Annotated in this window: 22 protein-coding genes and 1 pseudogene; 15 read left to right on the top strand and 8 right to left on the bottom strand. The window is 70.3% G+C overall.

Annotated features, from left to right (window positions below; all coding sequences use genetic code 11):
* Positions 1-48: 48 nt before the first annotated feature.
* Positions 49-942 carry a hypothetical protein gene (locus tag ACZ7PG_RS34340; protein ID WP_470243303.1) on the bottom strand — a complete coding sequence of 298 codons (894 nt, stop codon included), beginning with the start codon at positions 940-942 and terminating at the stop codon, positions 49-51.
* 374 nt (positions 943-1,316) lie between these two features.
* On the opposite strand from ACZ7PG_RS34340, the gene ACZ7PG_RS34345 reads away from it, so the two are divergent.
* From ACZ7PG_RS34345 to ACZ7PG_RS34390, 10 genes are all read left to right on the top strand, one after another.
* Positions 1,317-2,279: a ferritin-like domain-containing protein gene (locus ACZ7PG_RS34345; RefSeq protein WP_470243304.1), complete on the top strand. Its 963-nt coding sequence runs from the start codon at positions 1,317-1,319 to the stop codon at positions 2,277-2,279.
* 73 nt (positions 2,280-2,352) lie between these two features.
* Positions 2,353-2,691, top strand: a complete 339-nt coding sequence (locus tag ACZ7PG_RS34350) for a twin-arginine translocase TatA/TatE family subunit (protein ID WP_470243305.1) — start codon at positions 2,353-2,355, stop codon at positions 2,689-2,691.
* A 203-nt stretch (positions 2,692-2,894) separates the two neighbouring features.
* Positions 2,895-3,176, top strand: coding sequence for a hypothetical protein (locus ACZ7PG_RS34355; protein WP_470243306.1), 282 nt, complete (start codon positions 2,895-2,897; stop codon positions 3,174-3,176).
* Positions 3,173-3,601 (top strand): hypothetical protein, encoded by a 429-nt coding sequence (locus ACZ7PG_RS34360; protein ID WP_470243307.1) that lies wholly within the window; start codon positions 3,173-3,175, stop codon positions 3,599-3,601. Before ACZ7PG_RS34355 ends, ACZ7PG_RS34360 begins: the two co-directional genes overlap by 4 nt.
* Before the next feature lie 117 nt (positions 3,602-3,718).
* Entirely contained in the window at positions 3,719-3,943 is a 225-nt protein-coding gene (locus ACZ7PG_RS34365) for a hypothetical protein (RefSeq protein WP_470243308.1), read from the top strand.
* A complete protein-coding gene (locus ACZ7PG_RS34370; RefSeq protein ID WP_470243309.1) occupies positions 3,897-4,451 on the top strand; it encodes an NUDIX domain-containing protein in 555 nt (184 codons plus the stop codon). The genes ACZ7PG_RS34365 and ACZ7PG_RS34370 overlap by 47 nt, the downstream gene beginning before the upstream one ends.
* A gap of 281 nt (positions 4,452-4,732) precedes the next feature.
* Entirely contained in the window at positions 4,733-5,104 is a 372-nt protein-coding gene (locus ACZ7PG_RS34375) for a DUF742 domain-containing protein (RefSeq protein WP_470243310.1), read from the top strand.
* A 601-nt stretch (positions 5,105-5,705) separates the two neighbouring features.
* Positions 5,706-6,107 (top strand): hypothetical protein, encoded by a 402-nt coding sequence (locus ACZ7PG_RS34380; RefSeq protein WP_470243311.1) that lies wholly within the window; start codon positions 5,706-5,708, stop codon positions 6,105-6,107.
* Between the two features lie 143 nt (positions 6,108-6,250).
* Entirely contained in the window at positions 6,251-7,102 is an 852-nt protein-coding gene (locus ACZ7PG_RS34385; protein WP_470243312.1) for a formate/nitrite transporter family protein, read from the top strand.
* 170 nt (positions 7,103-7,272) lie between these two features.
* The gene (locus ACZ7PG_RS34390) at positions 7,273-8,160 is read left to right on the top strand and encodes an SAM-dependent methyltransferase (protein WP_470243313.1); all 888 of its coding nucleotides are present in this window, start codon (positions 7,273-7,275) and stop codon (positions 8,158-8,160) included.
* 7 nt (positions 8,161-8,167) lie between these two features.
* Here ACZ7PG_RS34390 and ACZ7PG_RS34395 read toward each other — a convergent pair whose 3' ends face one another.
* From ACZ7PG_RS34395 to ACZ7PG_RS34420, 6 genes and pseudogenes are all read right to left on the bottom strand, one after another.
* Positions 8,168-8,359: a hypothetical protein gene (locus tag ACZ7PG_RS34395; RefSeq protein WP_470243670.1), complete on the bottom strand. Its 192-nt coding sequence runs from the start codon at positions 8,357-8,359 to the stop codon at positions 8,168-8,170.
* Between the two features lie 88 nt (positions 8,360-8,447).
* Positions 8,448-8,711 (bottom strand): annotated as a pseudogene (locus ACZ7PG_RS34400) (transglycosylase domain-containing protein); the annotation flags it as partial.
* Positions 8,712-8,718: 7 nt separating this feature from the next.
* Positions 8,719-9,177 carry a hypothetical protein gene (locus ACZ7PG_RS34405; RefSeq protein WP_470243314.1) on the bottom strand — a complete coding sequence of 153 codons (459 nt, stop codon included), beginning with the start codon at positions 9,175-9,177 and terminating at the stop codon, positions 8,719-8,721.
* A gap of 76 nt (positions 9,178-9,253) precedes the next feature.
* Positions 9,254-9,712, bottom strand: coding sequence for a nitroreductase family deazaflavin-dependent oxidoreductase (locus tag ACZ7PG_RS34410; RefSeq protein WP_470243315.1), 459 nt, complete (start codon positions 9,710-9,712; stop codon positions 9,254-9,256).
* Positions 9,709-10,899 (bottom strand): FAD-dependent monooxygenase, encoded by a 1,191-nt coding sequence (locus ACZ7PG_RS34415; RefSeq protein WP_470243316.1) that lies wholly within the window; start codon positions 10,897-10,899, stop codon positions 9,709-9,711. Before ACZ7PG_RS34415 ends, ACZ7PG_RS34410 begins: the two co-directional genes overlap by 4 nt.
* A 16-nt stretch (positions 10,900-10,915) precedes the next feature.
* Entirely contained in the window at positions 10,916-11,473 is a 558-nt protein-coding gene (locus ACZ7PG_RS34420; protein ID WP_470243317.1) for a TetR/AcrR family transcriptional regulator, read from the bottom strand.
* 110 nt (positions 11,474-11,583) lie between these two features.
* Here ACZ7PG_RS34420 and ACZ7PG_RS34425 point away from each other — a divergent pair, with 110 nt between their 5' ends.
* The 5 genes from ACZ7PG_RS34425 to ACZ7PG_RS34445 all read left to right on the top strand — a co-directional run bounded on the left by ACZ7PG_RS34425 (position 11,584) and on the right by ACZ7PG_RS34445 (position 15,444).
* A complete protein-coding gene (locus ACZ7PG_RS34425; RefSeq protein WP_470243318.1) occupies positions 11,584-12,264 on the top strand; it encodes a response regulator in 681 nt (226 codons plus the stop codon).
* Complete coding sequence (locus ACZ7PG_RS34430) at positions 12,261-13,622, top strand: sensor histidine kinase (protein ID WP_470243319.1); 1,362 nt, start codon at positions 12,261-12,263, stop codon at positions 13,620-13,622. The genes ACZ7PG_RS34425 and ACZ7PG_RS34430 overlap by 4 nt, the downstream gene beginning before the upstream one ends.
* Before the next feature lie 207 nt (positions 13,623-13,829).
* Positions 13,830-14,045 carry a hypothetical protein gene (locus tag ACZ7PG_RS34435; protein ID WP_470243320.1) on the top strand — a complete coding sequence of 72 codons (216 nt, stop codon included), beginning with the start codon at positions 13,830-13,832 and terminating at the stop codon, positions 14,043-14,045.
* On the top strand, positions 14,042-14,740 hold the full coding sequence (locus ACZ7PG_RS34440; protein ID WP_470243321.1) for a winged helix-turn-helix transcriptional regulator: 699 nt from the start codon (positions 14,042-14,044) through the stop codon (positions 14,738-14,740). Before ACZ7PG_RS34435 ends, ACZ7PG_RS34440 begins: the two co-directional genes overlap by 4 nt.
* Positions 14,741-14,802: 62 nt before the next feature.
* Complete coding sequence (locus ACZ7PG_RS34445; protein WP_470243322.1) at positions 14,803-15,444, top strand: DUF4142 domain-containing protein; 642 nt, start codon at positions 14,803-14,805, stop codon at positions 15,442-15,444.
* 9 nt (positions 15,445-15,453) lie between these two features.
* Here ACZ7PG_RS34445 and ACZ7PG_RS34450 read toward each other — a convergent pair whose 3' ends face one another.
* Positions 15,454-15,786: a hypothetical protein gene (locus ACZ7PG_RS34450; RefSeq protein ID WP_470243323.1), complete on the bottom strand. Its 333-nt coding sequence runs from the start codon at positions 15,784-15,786 to the stop codon at positions 15,454-15,456.
* Positions 15,787-15,932: the final 146 nt, after the last annotated feature.

The raw sequence follows: 15,932 nt of genomic DNA on the forward strand, positions 1-15,932 counted from the left end.
TTTCACACTCTCTGTCCATTGTGGATTTTGAGGATGGAAAGGGGTTCGTCAGCTCGGATGGTCGTTTCCGTAGAAGACCAGCCAGTACAACGACGGCCGACCCCCTGGCGGTGCTCGCCAGGTGCGGTCCGTGCCCGGCACGGTCGAACCGGTCTCGGTCACGGCGTACTCGCCGCCGTGCTGACCGGCCGAACTCACCGACAGGGCACCGCTCGCCGCGGGTGCGGCGGGCGCCGGCGGCATGCTGCCGCCACCGTCCGATCCGGACATCCGGCCGGCACCTTCGTGATCAGCCGGGACGCTCGGGTGCCGCTGCTCCTGCGCGGCAGAAGACAGCACCCGCTCCGAAAGCGGTTTCTCCGCGGGAGTGACCGCATCGGAGTGTCCGGCCGGCACCGTTGTCGCCGGCTGTGCCGGCGACGCGGGAGCGGGTGTGACGTCGTCCCGCGGAGTCGTCGCCGCGGTTCCGGCGACAGCCTTGACCGCGGGATCGGCTCCCACCGCGCGGACCACCGGTTCAGTCACCGGGGCGACCGCGTCCAGCACCGGCCGCAGCAGCGGCTCGGTCACCGGACGCACCACCGACAGCACCGGCGCGACCGCCTTGACGACCGGCCGCGTCACCGGCGCGAGCACCGGCTCCGCCAGGTCGGTCACCGGCTTGACCACCGGCGCCACCTGCAACGACACCGTGTGCACGACGTCGGTCACCGGCCGCAGCACCGGGTCGGCTTGCTTGACCGTGCTCCGCAGCGGCTTGTCGACCACGGAGAGCAGGCCAGGCCGGTCCGGCTGGTCCGGCGGCCTTTCGGACGCGTTCGCGGTGCCCGACAGCAGCACCGCCAGGACACCGAACCCGACCAGCGTGCCCGCGACCACGAGTACCCGCACCAACACCGAGCGTTCGTCCGCCGACACACTGTCGAACTGGGAAGTATTCATCCATCTCACCTCCCTTCGAGTGCGAATTTCACCCTTCAGTGGGCTTTCGCCGCGAGATCGTCACCGGATTGGGCGTGGCGGCAATCTTTTTTTCTTTCTTACCAAGGGTTTCTACCGACCGGTAGTGGGTATGCGTCGAAGTTTTCTTGCTGCTCCAGGGAGGTTTCGCCGCCGGACCGGACAGAGTGGACACCACCGCCGCCGGCTCGCAACCCGCCTCACCCGATCCGGATTTCGACCTGTCCGCCGGCCCCACGGCCCCGAACGGAAGAGGTCAACGACGGATCCATCCCGTGCGCCCGGGGAGGCCACACCGGGCGCACGGGACACGCCCGATGTCGTGCTCGGTCGCGCGCGGGCGGGAAGGAGAACACGTGTTCGGCAAACGCTATGCCGCTTCGATGATCAACCGAAGTGCCGAGAACGACCAGGACCGCCGCCGCTTCCTCAAGGCGGCCGGCATGACCGGCCTCGGCGTCGTCGGCGCCGGAGCGCTCGGCGGCCTCACCGCCGGGACCGCGACCGCGGCCACAGCCCGGCCCACCGCCGCAGCGGCCGCACCCAGCGGCGTGAGCGACGGCGCCGTCCTCAACTTCGCCCTCAACCTCGAATACCTCGAAGCCGAGTTCTACCTCCACGCCGTCACCGGCAAGGGCCTGGCCGACTCGATGACCACCGGCACCGGCACCCGCGGCGGCGTCACCGGCGGTCGCGCCGTCCACTTCCAGACCAAAGCCGCCCGCCAATACGCCCAGGAGATCGCCTCCGACGAAAAGGCGCACGTCCAGTTCCTGCGCACCGCGCTCGGCTCGGCCGCCGTCAGCCGTCCGGCGATCGACCTGCAGTCCAGCTTCACCGCCGCCGCCCAGGCCGCAGGGCTCGTGAAGCCGGGCCGCAGCTTCGACGCGTTCTCCTGCGAGGAGAACTTCCTGCTCGCGGCCTTCCTGTTCGAAGACGTCGGCGTCACCGCCTACAAGGGCGCCGCCCCGCTGATCACCAACAAGACCTACCTCGAAGCCGCCGCGGGCATCCTCGCCGTCGAGGCGTACCACGCGGCCAACATCCGCAGCGCCCTCTACCAGCGCGGACAAGCGCCGGCCACGGTCAAACTCTCCAACGCCCGCGACAGCCTCGACGGCGCGGGCGACGACGACCAAGGCGTCATCGACAGCCACGGCAACGCCAACATCGTCCCCACCGACGCCAACGGCATCGCCTACAGCCGCTCCCCCGGCCAGGTCCTCAACATCGTCTACCTGACCAACAAGGCCGCCACCTCCGGCGGGTTCTTCCCCAAGGGCGTCAACGGCGAGGTCAACACCAGCGCCGCCAACTGACCCGCGCGGGGTGCCGGGCCGCTGTCGGGGCGGCCCGGCACCCCGTCGCACCTGGACCACGACGGAGAGCGCGATGCTCGGACTCAGCCCGGAACACCTGCTCGTCCTGCTGCTCGCCGCCCTGTTCATCCTCGGCCCGGAACGACTCCCTGGTGCCCTCTCAGCTGTCCGCAAGACCGCGCAGAAGGCGAAGGACGCCCTCGCCTCCGCACAGCAGCAGATCGAAGCGGAGATCGGGCCCGAGTTCGCGCAGCTGCGCAAACCGCTCGCCGAACTCGGCGAGCTGCGCCGCCTCGACCCGCGCACGGCAGTGGCCCAGCTGATGACCGAGCCCTCTGCGCCTGAGCCCGCCGTTCCGGCACCGCCCCGAGCCACCAAGGAAGCCACGGCTTTCGACCTTGAGGCGACCTGACGGGCCACGTGCCGAGTCTCACACCACTGGGTGAACTCACCCCCTTGCCACGTCTGCCGCATCGGCTGTGCGCAACGACTCAGCCGCAGGTCGGCGCACCGCTACGGCAAGACCGGATCGCTGGGCGGCCCCCACGTCGTCGAGTCCGAGGTGTAAGAACTCCGTAAGCGGGAATTCTGCGGGCCAGCGAAACGGTGGGGTGGATGAGCACAGCCGAGATACACGCACAGCCGAAGCCGGCATCGGGAGTCAAGATCCGGACGCTGGTCGCCGACGGCACAATGACGGTCGAAGCGATCGGCGTCCTCTCCCACCACGACGTCCCGATGCTGGCGACCGAGCTCGCCGAGGCCTACGACCTCTGCACCGGCGTGGTCGTCCTGATCGTCTCCGACACCGGCAGCGAGCACGTTCCCGCCGCGTTGGCCGCAGCAGCCGAGCAGAGTCCGTCCAGCCGCTGCCGCGTCCGGGTCACCGGCCGATGAGCGACGACGACCTCGGCCGCGCCGTGACGCTGGTCTACCGGATCACCCTGGCCACCGGCGGCTCCCGTCGCCGCGCCGAGCGGCTCTGCGCCCGACTGGCCTTGAACCCCACCGAAACACCCCGATTCCTGGCCCGGCGGATCCACACGGCCCTCAGCCCGATGACCGACGGTGCGGTGCTCGACCAGGCCGTCGCCGACGCGCTGCTCACCGACACCGTCGACCACCTCCCCCGCCGCCAGCGCGACACGCTCCGCGCCGCGCTCGCCGGCCGCAGCGTCGCCGACATCGTCGAGGACACCGGCTGGACCGGCTCCCAGATCCACCGGCTCCTCACCTACGCCCTGCTGTCCGTCCACAACGCCCGCCCGCACCGCCGGGAAACCGAGTCCTGCGGCGGAGAGTTCCGCGTAACCGCACGGTAAGGATCACCGCCGACGATCCGTGTGAGACTGAGGTGATCCGACGAGGAGGTCACCATGACCCGCAGTCACGCACACCGATCACCGATCACCATCCGTTGGACACGCGCGGGAATCGCCGTGGTCTTCGCACTGGTGGTCGCGGCCGGCGCGAAGGGAGCCTTCGAGCTCAGCAACACCATGATGACGAACATCGCGTTCGTCGGCGCCTGGATGATGTTCGCCCTCGGCTTGGCCTACGCCGGCGTCCGGCTCCGCCCCGACATCGGCGGCGCACTCCTGACGGGCTTCGGCATGGGTGCCGTGCTGGTCGTCGTGTTCGGCGGCATGCAGATGCTCACATGACCACCCCGTTGACAGCAGCCGCCCCACACTGACCTTCACACCGAACTCGAACGGAGCCTACGGATCCTCTACCACGCAGGACAAAGAGCATCCGTCTGCCTCCCGTCACGACGCCCCCGCCCATCACTGGTGGGAGCTGCCCGGCGGCGGTCAGGACCCCGGTGAGAAGCTCGAGGACACGGCCCGCCGCGAGATCGCCGAGGACACCGGTCTGGTCTTGGACGAGGTCGGCCGCAAGCTCTGGACACGCGAAAGCCGCTTCACCTACCGCGGCCGCGAGCACCACCGCCTCGACCACGTCTACCTCGCCCGCACCGACCCGACCACGCCGCAGGTCGCCGTCCGGCACACTGCCAACGAGCGCGCCGGCCTCATCGAACGCCGTTGGTGGCCGATCTCGGCACTGGCAAACTGCGCGGACAAGCTGCTCCCGGCCGGGTTGCCGGAGCTGCTCGAAGCGCTCCTCGACGGTCGATTCCCCGCCTTCACTCCGGCGCTCACCACCTGAAGTCGCCCACGCCACGGCGACTCACGATGGTATGGCGCAGCGCACGGTGATACGACCCAGCCAGCGCGGATGCGCTGGGCACCTGCACCTGTCCGCGACACCGAACTCGCCATGATCACGGTCGTCGATCCCGCCCTCGGCCACCTGCTCCATCGGCAGCTCGACCGCGTCGATGCCGAAGCCGGCGACCGTTATCAGCTCCCTACCCGTTCGGTCGATTGCCGACGATTGGTTGACCGGCAAATACTTTTCGACAGTCGATATTTCAGTGAGGAGCCGATGTGGAGCCGGCGTTGGGGCTCGACCCGGGCACGGCAGATCTTGTCCGGCCGTACTTCCGCACTCATGGACGTACGCGGCCCACGCGCACGCTCCCCGTCGAAACGCTCATCGCAGCAACCGAACGAGGCCGCAATCCGGAGCACACCTGCTCCCGGGAAGAAGCAGCGATCTGCCTCCTGTGCCGCTCTTCTCAATCGGTCGCGGAGATCGCCGCGTATCGGCGAATTCCGCTGGGCGTAGCACGGGTCCTGGTGTCCGATCTCGCCGACCGTGGCCTGGTAGCTGTCCAAGACACGAAGCTGGCCCCCGGCGATCGTCCCAGCATCGACTTCATGGAGCGAGTTCTTCGTGGTCTCCACGCGATGACGTAGCCACTACCGGTGCAACGCCGCGGCCGAACAGATGCGCTGCCTGGCCGAGTTGAAGGCGCAACGTCGACGCCGTCGGCCGAACGGGTGGCGAAGACGCCAGGCGACCTTGCCGCGTCAGCCACAACGGCCAGCTCGACCAACAGCGCGCGCCGGGAAACCGGCCCGAACTGCTCGCGGTGGACCCGGACGCGCTCGCGTGGGACGTCCCTGGCCTCGGCGAGCGGGGCATCGGGATCCTGGGGGCGGGCAGCGTGGTGCTGGCTCGCGGGACCGGCGGTGAACAACCGGTCGCGATCGCCGGGGTCGAACAGGTGCAGCCGGCGGACGTCGGCACCTGCCTGTACGACCTGCGGCCGGCTTCGAAACCCGGTGCCCGGCACGAGTTCTGGGCCGGTGACGGGAAGACGTTCCACCTCGTATCTCCCGAACACCCGCGCCTCGACGAGGCGGGTCCGGAGGCCGAGGCGATCGGCGCGGTCACCGAAGGGCTGCTGAGCGCCCGTCCCCCGGCTGAGCCGGCTGGGGCGCCCGGATCATCGACACGGTCGACCGGTTCGGCCCCGGCATCTTCCACGAGTGGACCTCGAGGACGTCCACCGCGTTGTGGGGCCGGAGTGGCCGGGCCGGCACCGCCTTCCACCGCCGCTTCGACCAGATCGTCCACCTCGGTACCAGCGGGGCCGATCTGTCCTTCGCCGTCACCACGGGAGGCTCGGCCATCCCGGCCCGGTCGGCGGACGTCCCCGCGGCGGTGGACGGCACCCCGTGGCCCCTCCGGTCGGCGCCGTCGCGCGACGCCAGGGGCACGGTCGCCGGGACGGTTCGGTTCGACATCCGGCGGCTCTCCCGGAACCTCGCCTCGAGGGAACTCGCCGGTCGCGGCTCGTGGGCCGACGCCGCGGCGCGCGCTTACGCCGGCGCGGTGGGCGTCGCCATCGTCGAACCGGTGCTGACCGGGCTCCGAGCCGGATACGACTACTTTGCCCGGTCGACGGGCGAATAGGCGATCTCACCGGAGCCGAGTGCGGACGTGCGGTTCCGCTCATCCGGCTGTGACGGCGGGGTCATCGGCGCGCATCAGGCAACAGTTCGACTGAGCAAGTGATCGCCCGATCGCCCCAGCCGACACGTCCAGCAGGAGCAAACGTGCCCGTTCCCCTCTCGGAAGCTCTCACCGCCCAAGCGGACTCCGCCCGGAGCAAGATAGCCGAACTGCGGCGGCCCGGCCGGTACCTGCTGAGCTCGGCGCTGGCGGGTGCGTACATCGGCATCGCCGTGGTGCTGCTGCTCGCCGTGACCGGTCCGCTCAGCGCGGCACAGTCACCCTGGACGAAACTCGTGCAGGGGCTGGTCTTCGGGATCGCCTTGACTGCGGTCGTGTTCGCCGGTGCGGAACTGTCGACCGGCAACATGATGACGATGGTCCAGGGCGCGCTCGCCCGCCGGCGGGGCGCCGGAGCCGGGCTCGCCGTGATCGCCGGGTCGTTCGTGGGGAACCTGGCCGGTTCGGTGGTGTTCGCTTGGCTGGTCCACGAAAGCGGGATCTTGCAGGCCGGTGCGACGCCCGGGCACGCCGCTCCGGCTGCAGCGCTGCTGGCCGCGACGGTGAAGGCGAAGGCCGCGGAATCGGCCGGAATGCTGTTCTTCCGGGGTGTGCTGTGCAACTTCCTCGTCTGCCTCGCCGTCTGGATGGCCGCGAGGACCAAGTCCGACGGCGCGAAGCTGGCGCTGATCTTCTGGTGCCTGCTGGCGTTCATCGGCTCCGGGTTCGAGCACGTGGTGGCGAACATGACGGTGTTCTCCCTCGGTCTGTTCGAGGACGTGCCGAGTGCCACCTTCGGGGCATTCGCGCTCAACCTGGTTCTGGTCGGGCTGGGCAACCTCGTCGGCGGCGGGCTGCTCGTCGGCGCGGGCTACGGCTTCCTCGGCCGGAACACCCCCGCCGCCGTGGATACGCCGCGGCCGGCCGGCGAAGCCCTCGAAGCCGTCTCCGCGTAGTACCGAGACGGGCGGCGGGCGGCGTACCGTGAGATGATCCGAGGTCATCGGTACGCCGCTCGGCTCGAGGAGGATCGCGTGTCCGGTCTGGTCGACGCACTCGCTCTCATCGCGGGTTTTCTCGTGCTCGCGGCCGGACTGCGGATCGCGCATCGGCGGCTCAACCGCAAGTGAACGCCGCGAAGCGAAGGCGCACACCACAGGGCCCGGCCGGTACCGCATTCGGACCGATGGTCATCGTCGCCGCGGACCAGCACGAAACCTCGCCACTGGTCACCGACGACCTCGCCCGCAAGATGCTGCCCGCCGCCGGACGGATCACCGCCGCACTGACCGCGTGGCAGCCCCTGCGCAAGGTGCTCGTCTCGGCGACCGAGGCGAAGATGCCGGGCTTGTGGGCGAGCATGTTGTGCCGCAAGCGGTTCATCGACGACAAGCTTTCGTCCGCCGCGACCGGCATCGACACCGTGGTCGTCTTGGGCGCCGGCTTCGACACCCGTGCGTACCGGTCGGCCACGGTTCGGGGAATTCCGGTCTACGAGGTGGACCTGCCCGCGAACATCGCCCGCAAGAGCGCCGCGCTTCGGAGGGTTTTCGGGCGGCCGCCGGAGAACGTCACGCTGGTCCCCGTCGACTTCGAGACCCAGGACCTGGCCGGTGAGCTCGGCGAGCACGGCTACCGGGCCGACCGGCCGACGTTCTTCGTCTGGGAGGCCGTGACCCAGTACCTGACCGAGGCCGCGGTGCGCCGCACCCTCGACACGCTTTCCACCGCCGTGACCGGCAGCAAGCTGGCGTTCACCTACCTCCGCCGGGACTTCCTCGACGGGACGCGGACTTTCGGCGCCCAAGCCGCCTACGACGAGTTCGTGGTGAAGCGCCGGTTGTGGCACTTCGGGCTGAATCCCGGCGAGGTCGGCGCGTTCCTCGCCGAATACGGCTGGCACGTGGTCGAGCAGTGCGGGCCGGCCGAGTTCACCGACCGCTACCTCCGGCCGAGCGGACGCACGCTGCCCGTGTCGGAAGTCGAGCGTTCGGTCTACGCCGAGCGCCGCTGACGCCGGTTCAGGTGGCCAGGTCGCGCCGGGCGAAGCTCGCCGCGGCAAGGGCGACCAGGACCCCGGCCGCGCCGGCGAGCACCCCGGTGTCGGCCCATTGGACGCCGTTCTTGAGCGGCTCCCCGCCGATGTAGTACCGGAACGGGGACAGCCCGCGGGCCCAGCCGGCGCCAAGCTGGACGGCGAAAGCGTTGGCCACGGCCGCACAGACGCCGAGGACCAAGCCGCGCGGGCGGCGGGAACGGGGAGTGTGCCCGCGTCGGCCATCGCGTCCAGGACGACGTCGCGTCGGGATGGGTGTACGGGTCGTAGCGCGACGGGCTGTTCACCATTCCGGCGAGCAAGGCCGCCTGCAGGACCGTGAGCATCGCGGCGCTCGTCCCGAAGTGGACCACGTCGAGGTACGCGGCCAGGATCTGGTCCTCGGTCATCGTGCGATCGACCCGGACGGCCGGCTTCGCCTCCCGGAGCTTGCGAGCCACCGAGTTCTCCCGATCCCTGTGCTGCGCCGCGGGGCCACCGCGGTGCACGACGGTTCGGAATCGACGCATTTCCGGGTCAGGCGCTGCGCTTCATCGGTGCCAACGCACGACGGTCCGCCTCTACCGCGGCGGCCTCGTGCCTGCGGGCCGCGGCCTCGTCTCCGGCCGCCTTGGCGGACTGAGCGGCTGCTCGTTCGTGATGGGCTTCCGCGCGGCGGATCGCGGCGAAGGACTCCTCCACCAACCGCGCCCACTGTGGAGTGTGCCGCGGGTACCGCCGCGCTTCGCCACGAGCTTCGGCGGCCGAGGCCAGCTCCAGATACGCCATCGCGTGGCAGTCGGCCACATCCGCGAGCCAGCGCTGCTGCTTTCCCCGGTAGAGGCCGTCGGGTTCGACGCCGGTTTCCAGCTCGACCGCCAAGCTGCGGTGCGTTTCCGCGGCTTCCCAGACCCGTTCCGCATCCAGGCGCAGCTTGCGGACCTCCGGGAGCACCCAGGTTCCGGAGTTCTCCTTCACCGCTACGTCGGTCGTCATGTCGTGGTCACCTTCCTTCTTCCTCGCTCGGGTTCCACCCTGACACGGGAGGAGGAAGTTTCACCTGACGGCTGCCTTACGATCGCGGCCGCAGCCCGACCAGGGGCAGCTGCCGCGCCATCCGGCGGCGAGCGAGGTCACTGCCGTCGTAACGCCACCCCAGCAACTTCCCCAGCGCGAACCGCACCACCGGCCCGACCAGGCGGTTGCGGTGTTCGTAGCCGGCGATGACCGCGACGGCCTCCTCTTCACCGAGGACGCGATGGTCGGCCGGGAACCGGTGCCGTCCGACAACGACCTCGACCGGCGGCCGAGCTGTGATATTGCGGAACCAGTCCGCTCCCGCGCCCAGCCCGGCGACCACGACGTACTCGCTGCCCTCCCGGCCGACGACTTCGAGCACGGTGCGGTACATCCGCCCGGATTTCCGCCCGAGGTGGGTCAGGCACAGGAAACGGTGACCGAGCAGCCGGCCGAACCCCTTGTCGTACAACCGGACCGGCGCGCGGAAGACGGCTCTGGCGATCCGGTTCACCGCGCGGCCCCGGCTGCGGCCCGGCGGAGGTTAGTGACCACCGCGGTGGACTTGCCCGCGAGGACTGCGGCGACGTAACGGTCGAGCACCGGCAACCGGGACAACCGCAGCGCCGCGCGCCGGATCCTGAGCTGGAGCGGGCTTTCCGGCAGGAACCAGCGGGCACTCCGCCGCGCCACTCCCTGCTTTTCCTCGACCACCGGCCGCATCAGCCGTTCGTATTCGGTGAACGCCTCGGTGACCGACCGGTGCTGCAGCTGTTCGCCGAGGACGAAGGCGCCGGCGACGCCGAGGGACGCGCCTTGTCCGGCGATCAACGAGACGGCCGAGCATGCGTCCCCCGCCAGGACTACGCGCCCACGGCTCCAGCGCGGCATGACGATCTGGGCGACCTGGTCGTAGTACACCGCCTCGCTCGGCGGGCACCGCCGCAGCGCGCGAGGAACCAGCCAGCCCAGCGAACCGTATTCGCTCTGCAGCGCCGTCCGGATGTCTTCGGGCAGCCGGGGATCATCGGTCCGGTGGACGGCAAACGCGGCGACCCGGCCGTCGCGCAAGCTGTAGAAGCCCATCTGACGGCCGATGGTGTCGGTGAGGCAGAACCGGTCGCCGATCGCGTGGTGGATCTCGGGGTCGGCGAACACGAACGCCGCGGTGTGGAACCCGAGGTACCGCAGGAACTCGCTGTCCTCGCCGAACACCAGCCGTCGCACGGCGGAATGGATGCCGTCGGCGCCCACGAGCACGTCCGCCTCGACCACCTGGCCCCCGGCGGTCACCCGCACCCGGTCGCCCAGGTCCTCGACCGCCGTCACTCCCGCACCGAACCGCAGGTCCACCGTGGACGGCAGATGCTCACGCAGTGCCTGTTCGAGGTCGGGGCGCATGATGCCACACAGCCGATCCCGCATGGCGCGGGCGAAGGTCGTGTACCGCGCCGCCGCGCGACGGCGGCCTTGTTCGTCGAGCAGGCTGGCCTCGTCCACCTGGTAGGCCAGCTCCCGGATCCGCGGCAGCGCACCGAGCTCTTCGGCGGCGTCGAACCCCGCGCCGAAGAAGTCGATCATGTACCCCTGCTCGCGCGGTGCCGGGGCCCGCTCCAGCACGACCACCTCGACGCCGTCTTGCGCGAGCTTGCCCGCCATCGCCAGGCCGGTGATGCCGGCCCCGCACACCACGACTTTCATTGCTTTCTCCTTCGTTTCAGACGAGCCGCCGCAGGACGCCCGCAACGCCGGCCGGAGCCGCGTCGGGAGCCACCGCGCGGTGCATGAGCAATCCGTCGATCGCGGCGCCGAGCACCGCGGCCGTGCCGTCGGGATCGGCGACGCCGAGCTCGCGCAGCCGGTCGCAGATCACGCCGCGCAGGTCGGCCAGGACCGCCGCGATGCCCGCGCGCAGCGTGTCGTCGCGGGTCGCGGCGAGATAGCCCTCGACGAACAGCAGCGACATCGGGTCGGTGCCGGTGTACTGCTCGACCGCAGCGACCATCGCCTCGACCAAAGCTCCGGGCGTCCCGGCTGCCGTCAGCACCGGGCCGAGCTCCGCCGACACCGACCGCATCGCCCCCAGCACCGCTTCGACCAGCACGGCCTGTACCGAGGGGAAGTGGTAGTGCACCACGCTCGGCGTGACACCGGCCCGCTCGGCGAGCACCCGGGTACTCACCGCCGTCCAGCCACGCTCCGGGATCAGCTCGGCAGCGGCGGCAAGCAATCGCTGCCTGACCGCTTCACCCCGAGCAGCGGACGGAGATGACATCGCGACCTCCTCCAGGACGATCGCCCTGAACATTCGTCCTACCGCGTCCAGAACAGGCTAGCACAACTGTTCGCCTATGCAACAATTTGACCGCTGATAGGATCCTGAAGATGCCGACGCGAGTACTGCTCGTCGAAGACGACGCCATGATCAGCGAAGCCCTCAGCCTCGCCCTGGAAGACGAAGACTTCGCCGTGACCACCGCCGCGACCGGCGAAGACGGCCTGGAGCTGCTGGAGTCCACCACCGTCGACGTCGTGCTGCTCGACCTGATGCTGCCGGGGATCGACGGGCTCACCGTCTGCCGCGCGGTGCGCGAGGGAAGCGACCTGCCGATCATCGTGATCACCGCGCGCACGGACACCCAGGACGTCATCGCGGGGCTCGAAGCGGGCGCCGACGACTACGTCACCAAACCCTTGGTCGCGGGCGAGCTCGCCGCCCGCATCCGCGCGCTGCTCCGCCGGGCGTCGCCGGAACGACCGGCCCGGGTCAGCCTGGGCGGGCTGGAGATCCGCCCGGACGAAGAAGCAGTCCACCGCGACGGCGTTCCCGTGCACCTGACCCGCACCGAGTTCCGGCTGCTGGCCGAGCTCGCCGCGGCCGACGGCAAGGTCGTCACTCGCGAGCAGCTTCTGCAGCGCGTGTGGGGGCACGACTACTTCGGCGACACCCGGCTGCTGGACGTCCACATCAGACGGTTGCGTCGCAAGGTCGAACTCGATCCCGACACGCCCAGCCTGGTGCTGACCGTGCGCGGCAGCGGCTACCGCATCGCCCCCGAGCCGTGATCCGCCGCCTTTCGCTGCGCTGGCGCGTCGCCGCCGCGTTCGGCATCGGCCTGGCACTGGTGATGACCGTCCTCGCGGTGGCGACCTGGAACCTCACCACCGGCTACATGCTCGACCAGCGTGAGCAGAGCGTCACCCGCCAGTCCGAGGTCAACGTCCGCCTCGTCGACGCCGCGCTGGCCGAGCACGCCGACGACCTCGACGAGCTGCTCACCGGCCTGGCCACCGGCCCGGACTCTTCGATCCTGCTGTCCTGCCCGGCCGGCTGGCTGACCAGCGGTCGGCAGGTTGATCCCGCCGTCATGCCGGGCGGCCTGCTGCAGCAGGCGCGCAACGGGGTGTCGGCCCGGCAGCGGTTCACCGCCGACGGCATTCCCGTGCTCGGCGTGGCGACACCGGTCGGCCCGGACAGCGTGTACGTCGAGCTGTACCCGCTGCTGGAGCTGGACCGCACTTTCCGCTACCTGAGCACCCTGCTCATCGCCGGCACCGTCGTGGCCGCACTCTTCGGGGTGGGCCTCGGCGCCTGGTCCGCCCGCCGGGCGTTGCGCCCGTTGACCGCCTTGACCGCAGCCGCCTCCCGCGTCGCGCGCGGAGACCTGACGGCCCGGCTCCCCGACCAGTCCGACCCCGATCTCGCGCCCTTGGCCACCAGCTTCAACACCACCACCGGCAACCTGGAACAACGCGTGCGCCGGGACGCCCGGTTCGCCTCCGACGTCAGCCACGAACTGCGCTCACCCCTGACCACCATGGTCAACGTCACCGAGGTGCTCGAACGCCGGCAGGAAGCCATGCCCGCGACGGCCCAGCGAGCCCTGCGGCTGCTGCGCTCGGAACTACGCCGGTTCCAGCGGATGGTCGTCGACCTGCTCGAGATCTCACGAGCCGACCAGGACGAGGCCGACAGCACCGTCGAGCTCGTCGACCTGGGCGAGCTCGTCCGCAACATCGTCGACCGCCGGCCGGGCTGCGAAGTACGCATCGAGACCGAGCCCGACACTCCGCTGGTCTCCGCCGATCGCCGACGCATCGATCGCGTGGTCGCCAACCTGCTCGACAACGCCGACCACTACGGTGGCGGCGCCATCGCGATCACCGTCCACCGCCACGACGACCACGCCCGGATCGAGGTCGACGACGCCGGCAGCGGCGTCCCGCCCGCGCTGCGCGAGCGCATCTTCGAACGGTTCGCCCGCGGCTTGCACGCTGCCCGCCGGGATCAGGACACCGGCAGCGGCCTCGGCCTGGCGATCGTCGCCGACCACGTCCACCGCCACGAAGGCCGCGTCTGGGTCGAAGACCGCCCCGGCGGCGGTGCCCGGTTCGTCGTCGAGCTTCCGGAGGCCACGTCATGAGGATCGCCCTCGCCCTGGTCGCGTCTCTGTGTCTCGCCGGCTGTGGAGTGACCACCGAGGACGAACCGGAACCGATCACCACGCCCGTTCCGACCGCGACCCCGACCGTCACCAGCAGGCCGGCGCCACCGACGCCCTGCACACCCACCCTCGAATCGTCAGGCAGTCGTCAGGTGCAGCCCACGCCGTCGCCCACACAATGAGGGCATGAGCGTCGAAACGCACCAGGCGGAGGCCATCACCGACGAGGTCAGCACCTGGCTGACCAGTGAGTTCGCCTCACTGCTGCCCGCGGCCGACATCGTCGCGATCGTCCGGTCGGCGCGCACGGACCTCGAAGGCCAGATCGTGCCCGAAGCGATGGGCGAGATGCTGCACCGGCTGGCCCGGTTCCGCGTCCTGCGCACCCTCGAACGCTCATGACGGCCTACCGCCAGCACTGTCCGGTCGCCACCGCGACGGAGGTGCTCGGCCAGTCGTGGACGTTGCTGGTCGTGCGCGAGCTGTTGCACGGCAACAGCCGCGTCAGCGAGATCGCCCGCGGCGTGCCCGGGATGTCGTCCGCAATGCTGGCCCGGCGGCTCAAGCAGCTCGCGGAGGCCGGCGTCGTGACGCGGCTCGCGTCTACCGGTGAAGGGCGCTTCGCGCTCACTCCCGCGGGCCGCGATCTCGCGCCGGTGGTCGAGCAGCTGGGTCGCTGGGGTCGCCGGTGGCTGCCGCCCCCGCGCGGCGGCGACCTGAAGCCGAACCTGCTGCTGCTCGACATCTGTCGCGGCATCGACCCCGCCCGGCTGCCACGAGAAAAAGTCTCTCTGCACCTGAGGTTCGCCGAGACGCCACCACCGCGTTGGTGGTGGCTGGTCCTGTCCCCCGAAGGCGCCTCGTCCACCGATATCGATCCGCGGCTGCCCACGGTCGCCCGGATCGACTGCACCGTTTCCGCGCTGGCCGGCGTCTGGCTCGGCCACCGGACCTGGCGGGAGGCACTGGCCGAGCAAGCGATCCGGTTCGAAGGAACCCGCGAAGCGGTCCGGAACACGATCGGCTGGCTCGGCCGCAACCGGTTCACCCTGTCAGTTTCTGCGTCGAACAGATCGATGGAACAACAGTTTGACTGAACCAGCTGCTCCCGGGATCCGTGTTTCCAAGGGAAGACACCGAACTCCCCTGGAGGCCGACGATGAAGTCCCGGAAGCCGTGGATCGCGCTGTGCGGCGCACTCGCCCTCGCCGTCACGGCATGTGCCCCGCCGAACGCCCAGGTCGTCACCGCGCCCCAAGCCCCGGCCGTGACCGGTCAGCCGCCCGCGGCCCCGCCCGCGACGCGGACGGAAGCCGACCTCACCGAGACGCCGTTCGGGCCGATCAGCCCGGCCGCGAAGAAGCTCCTCACCATCGTGGAGCAGACCAGCCTCCGCGAGATCACCACCTCGAACTGGGCCATCCAGCGATCGGCCAACCCCGCCGTCCAAGAGGCCGCCCGGGTGATCATCAACCAGCACAACGACCTCGAAACCCGCGACACCGACATCAGCACCCGGATGCACCTGACCGTCCCGACCCAGCCGGCCCCGGACATGCAGGTCGGCATCGACCGCATGCGCGGCGAGTTCGGGGAGGAGTTCGACCGGGACTACGTCAACACCTTGCGCAAGGCGCACGCCGAGGCGCTGATCCTCGTCTCGACGGTGCGCGCCGACACCCGCAACACCCTGGTCCGGCCGTTCGCCGACCTCGCCGGCGACTACATCAAGACCCACATCAACCTGCTGGAGAAGACCGGCGACGTCGACTACGCGCAACTTCCGGTGCCGAACCTGTGAGGCCGCGGGTCAGCGGCGGTACGGCGCCCCGGGCGCCTGCTGCCGCACCCCCGGCCGCGGCCGGTACGGGATCGGCCTCGCCGCGGTCGGTCGCGGCCGGCGTGCCGCCACGGGCCTCGCCTGCGGCCGCGGGTGCCGGACCGGCGGCACCGGGCCGGGCCGGTTCGCCCACGAGTCGAACACCAGGATCAGCCCGGCGAACACCGCGACGACGAGCCCCACGGGCACGCTGACCAACGCGGCGATCATCCCGGCGACGAGCAGCATCGGCAGCACCGCGAGCAGGCAGTACGGGTCGATCTGCCCGAACATCGGCCGGGACGGGCCCTCACGCGGGCTCATGCGCGTTCCACCGCGATATGTTCCTCCACTCATTGTTGCAGTATGCAATACTTTGCGGACGCGTGCCTGTGAGGTCGATCGCCCGGACATTCCGGATGAATTAGGCGTCTCGCAGGAGACGTGCCTGGTTGATCGGCGCGTCCAAG

The sequence above is a fragment of the Amycolatopsis sp. NPDC114504 genome (genome assembly GCF_055633595.1).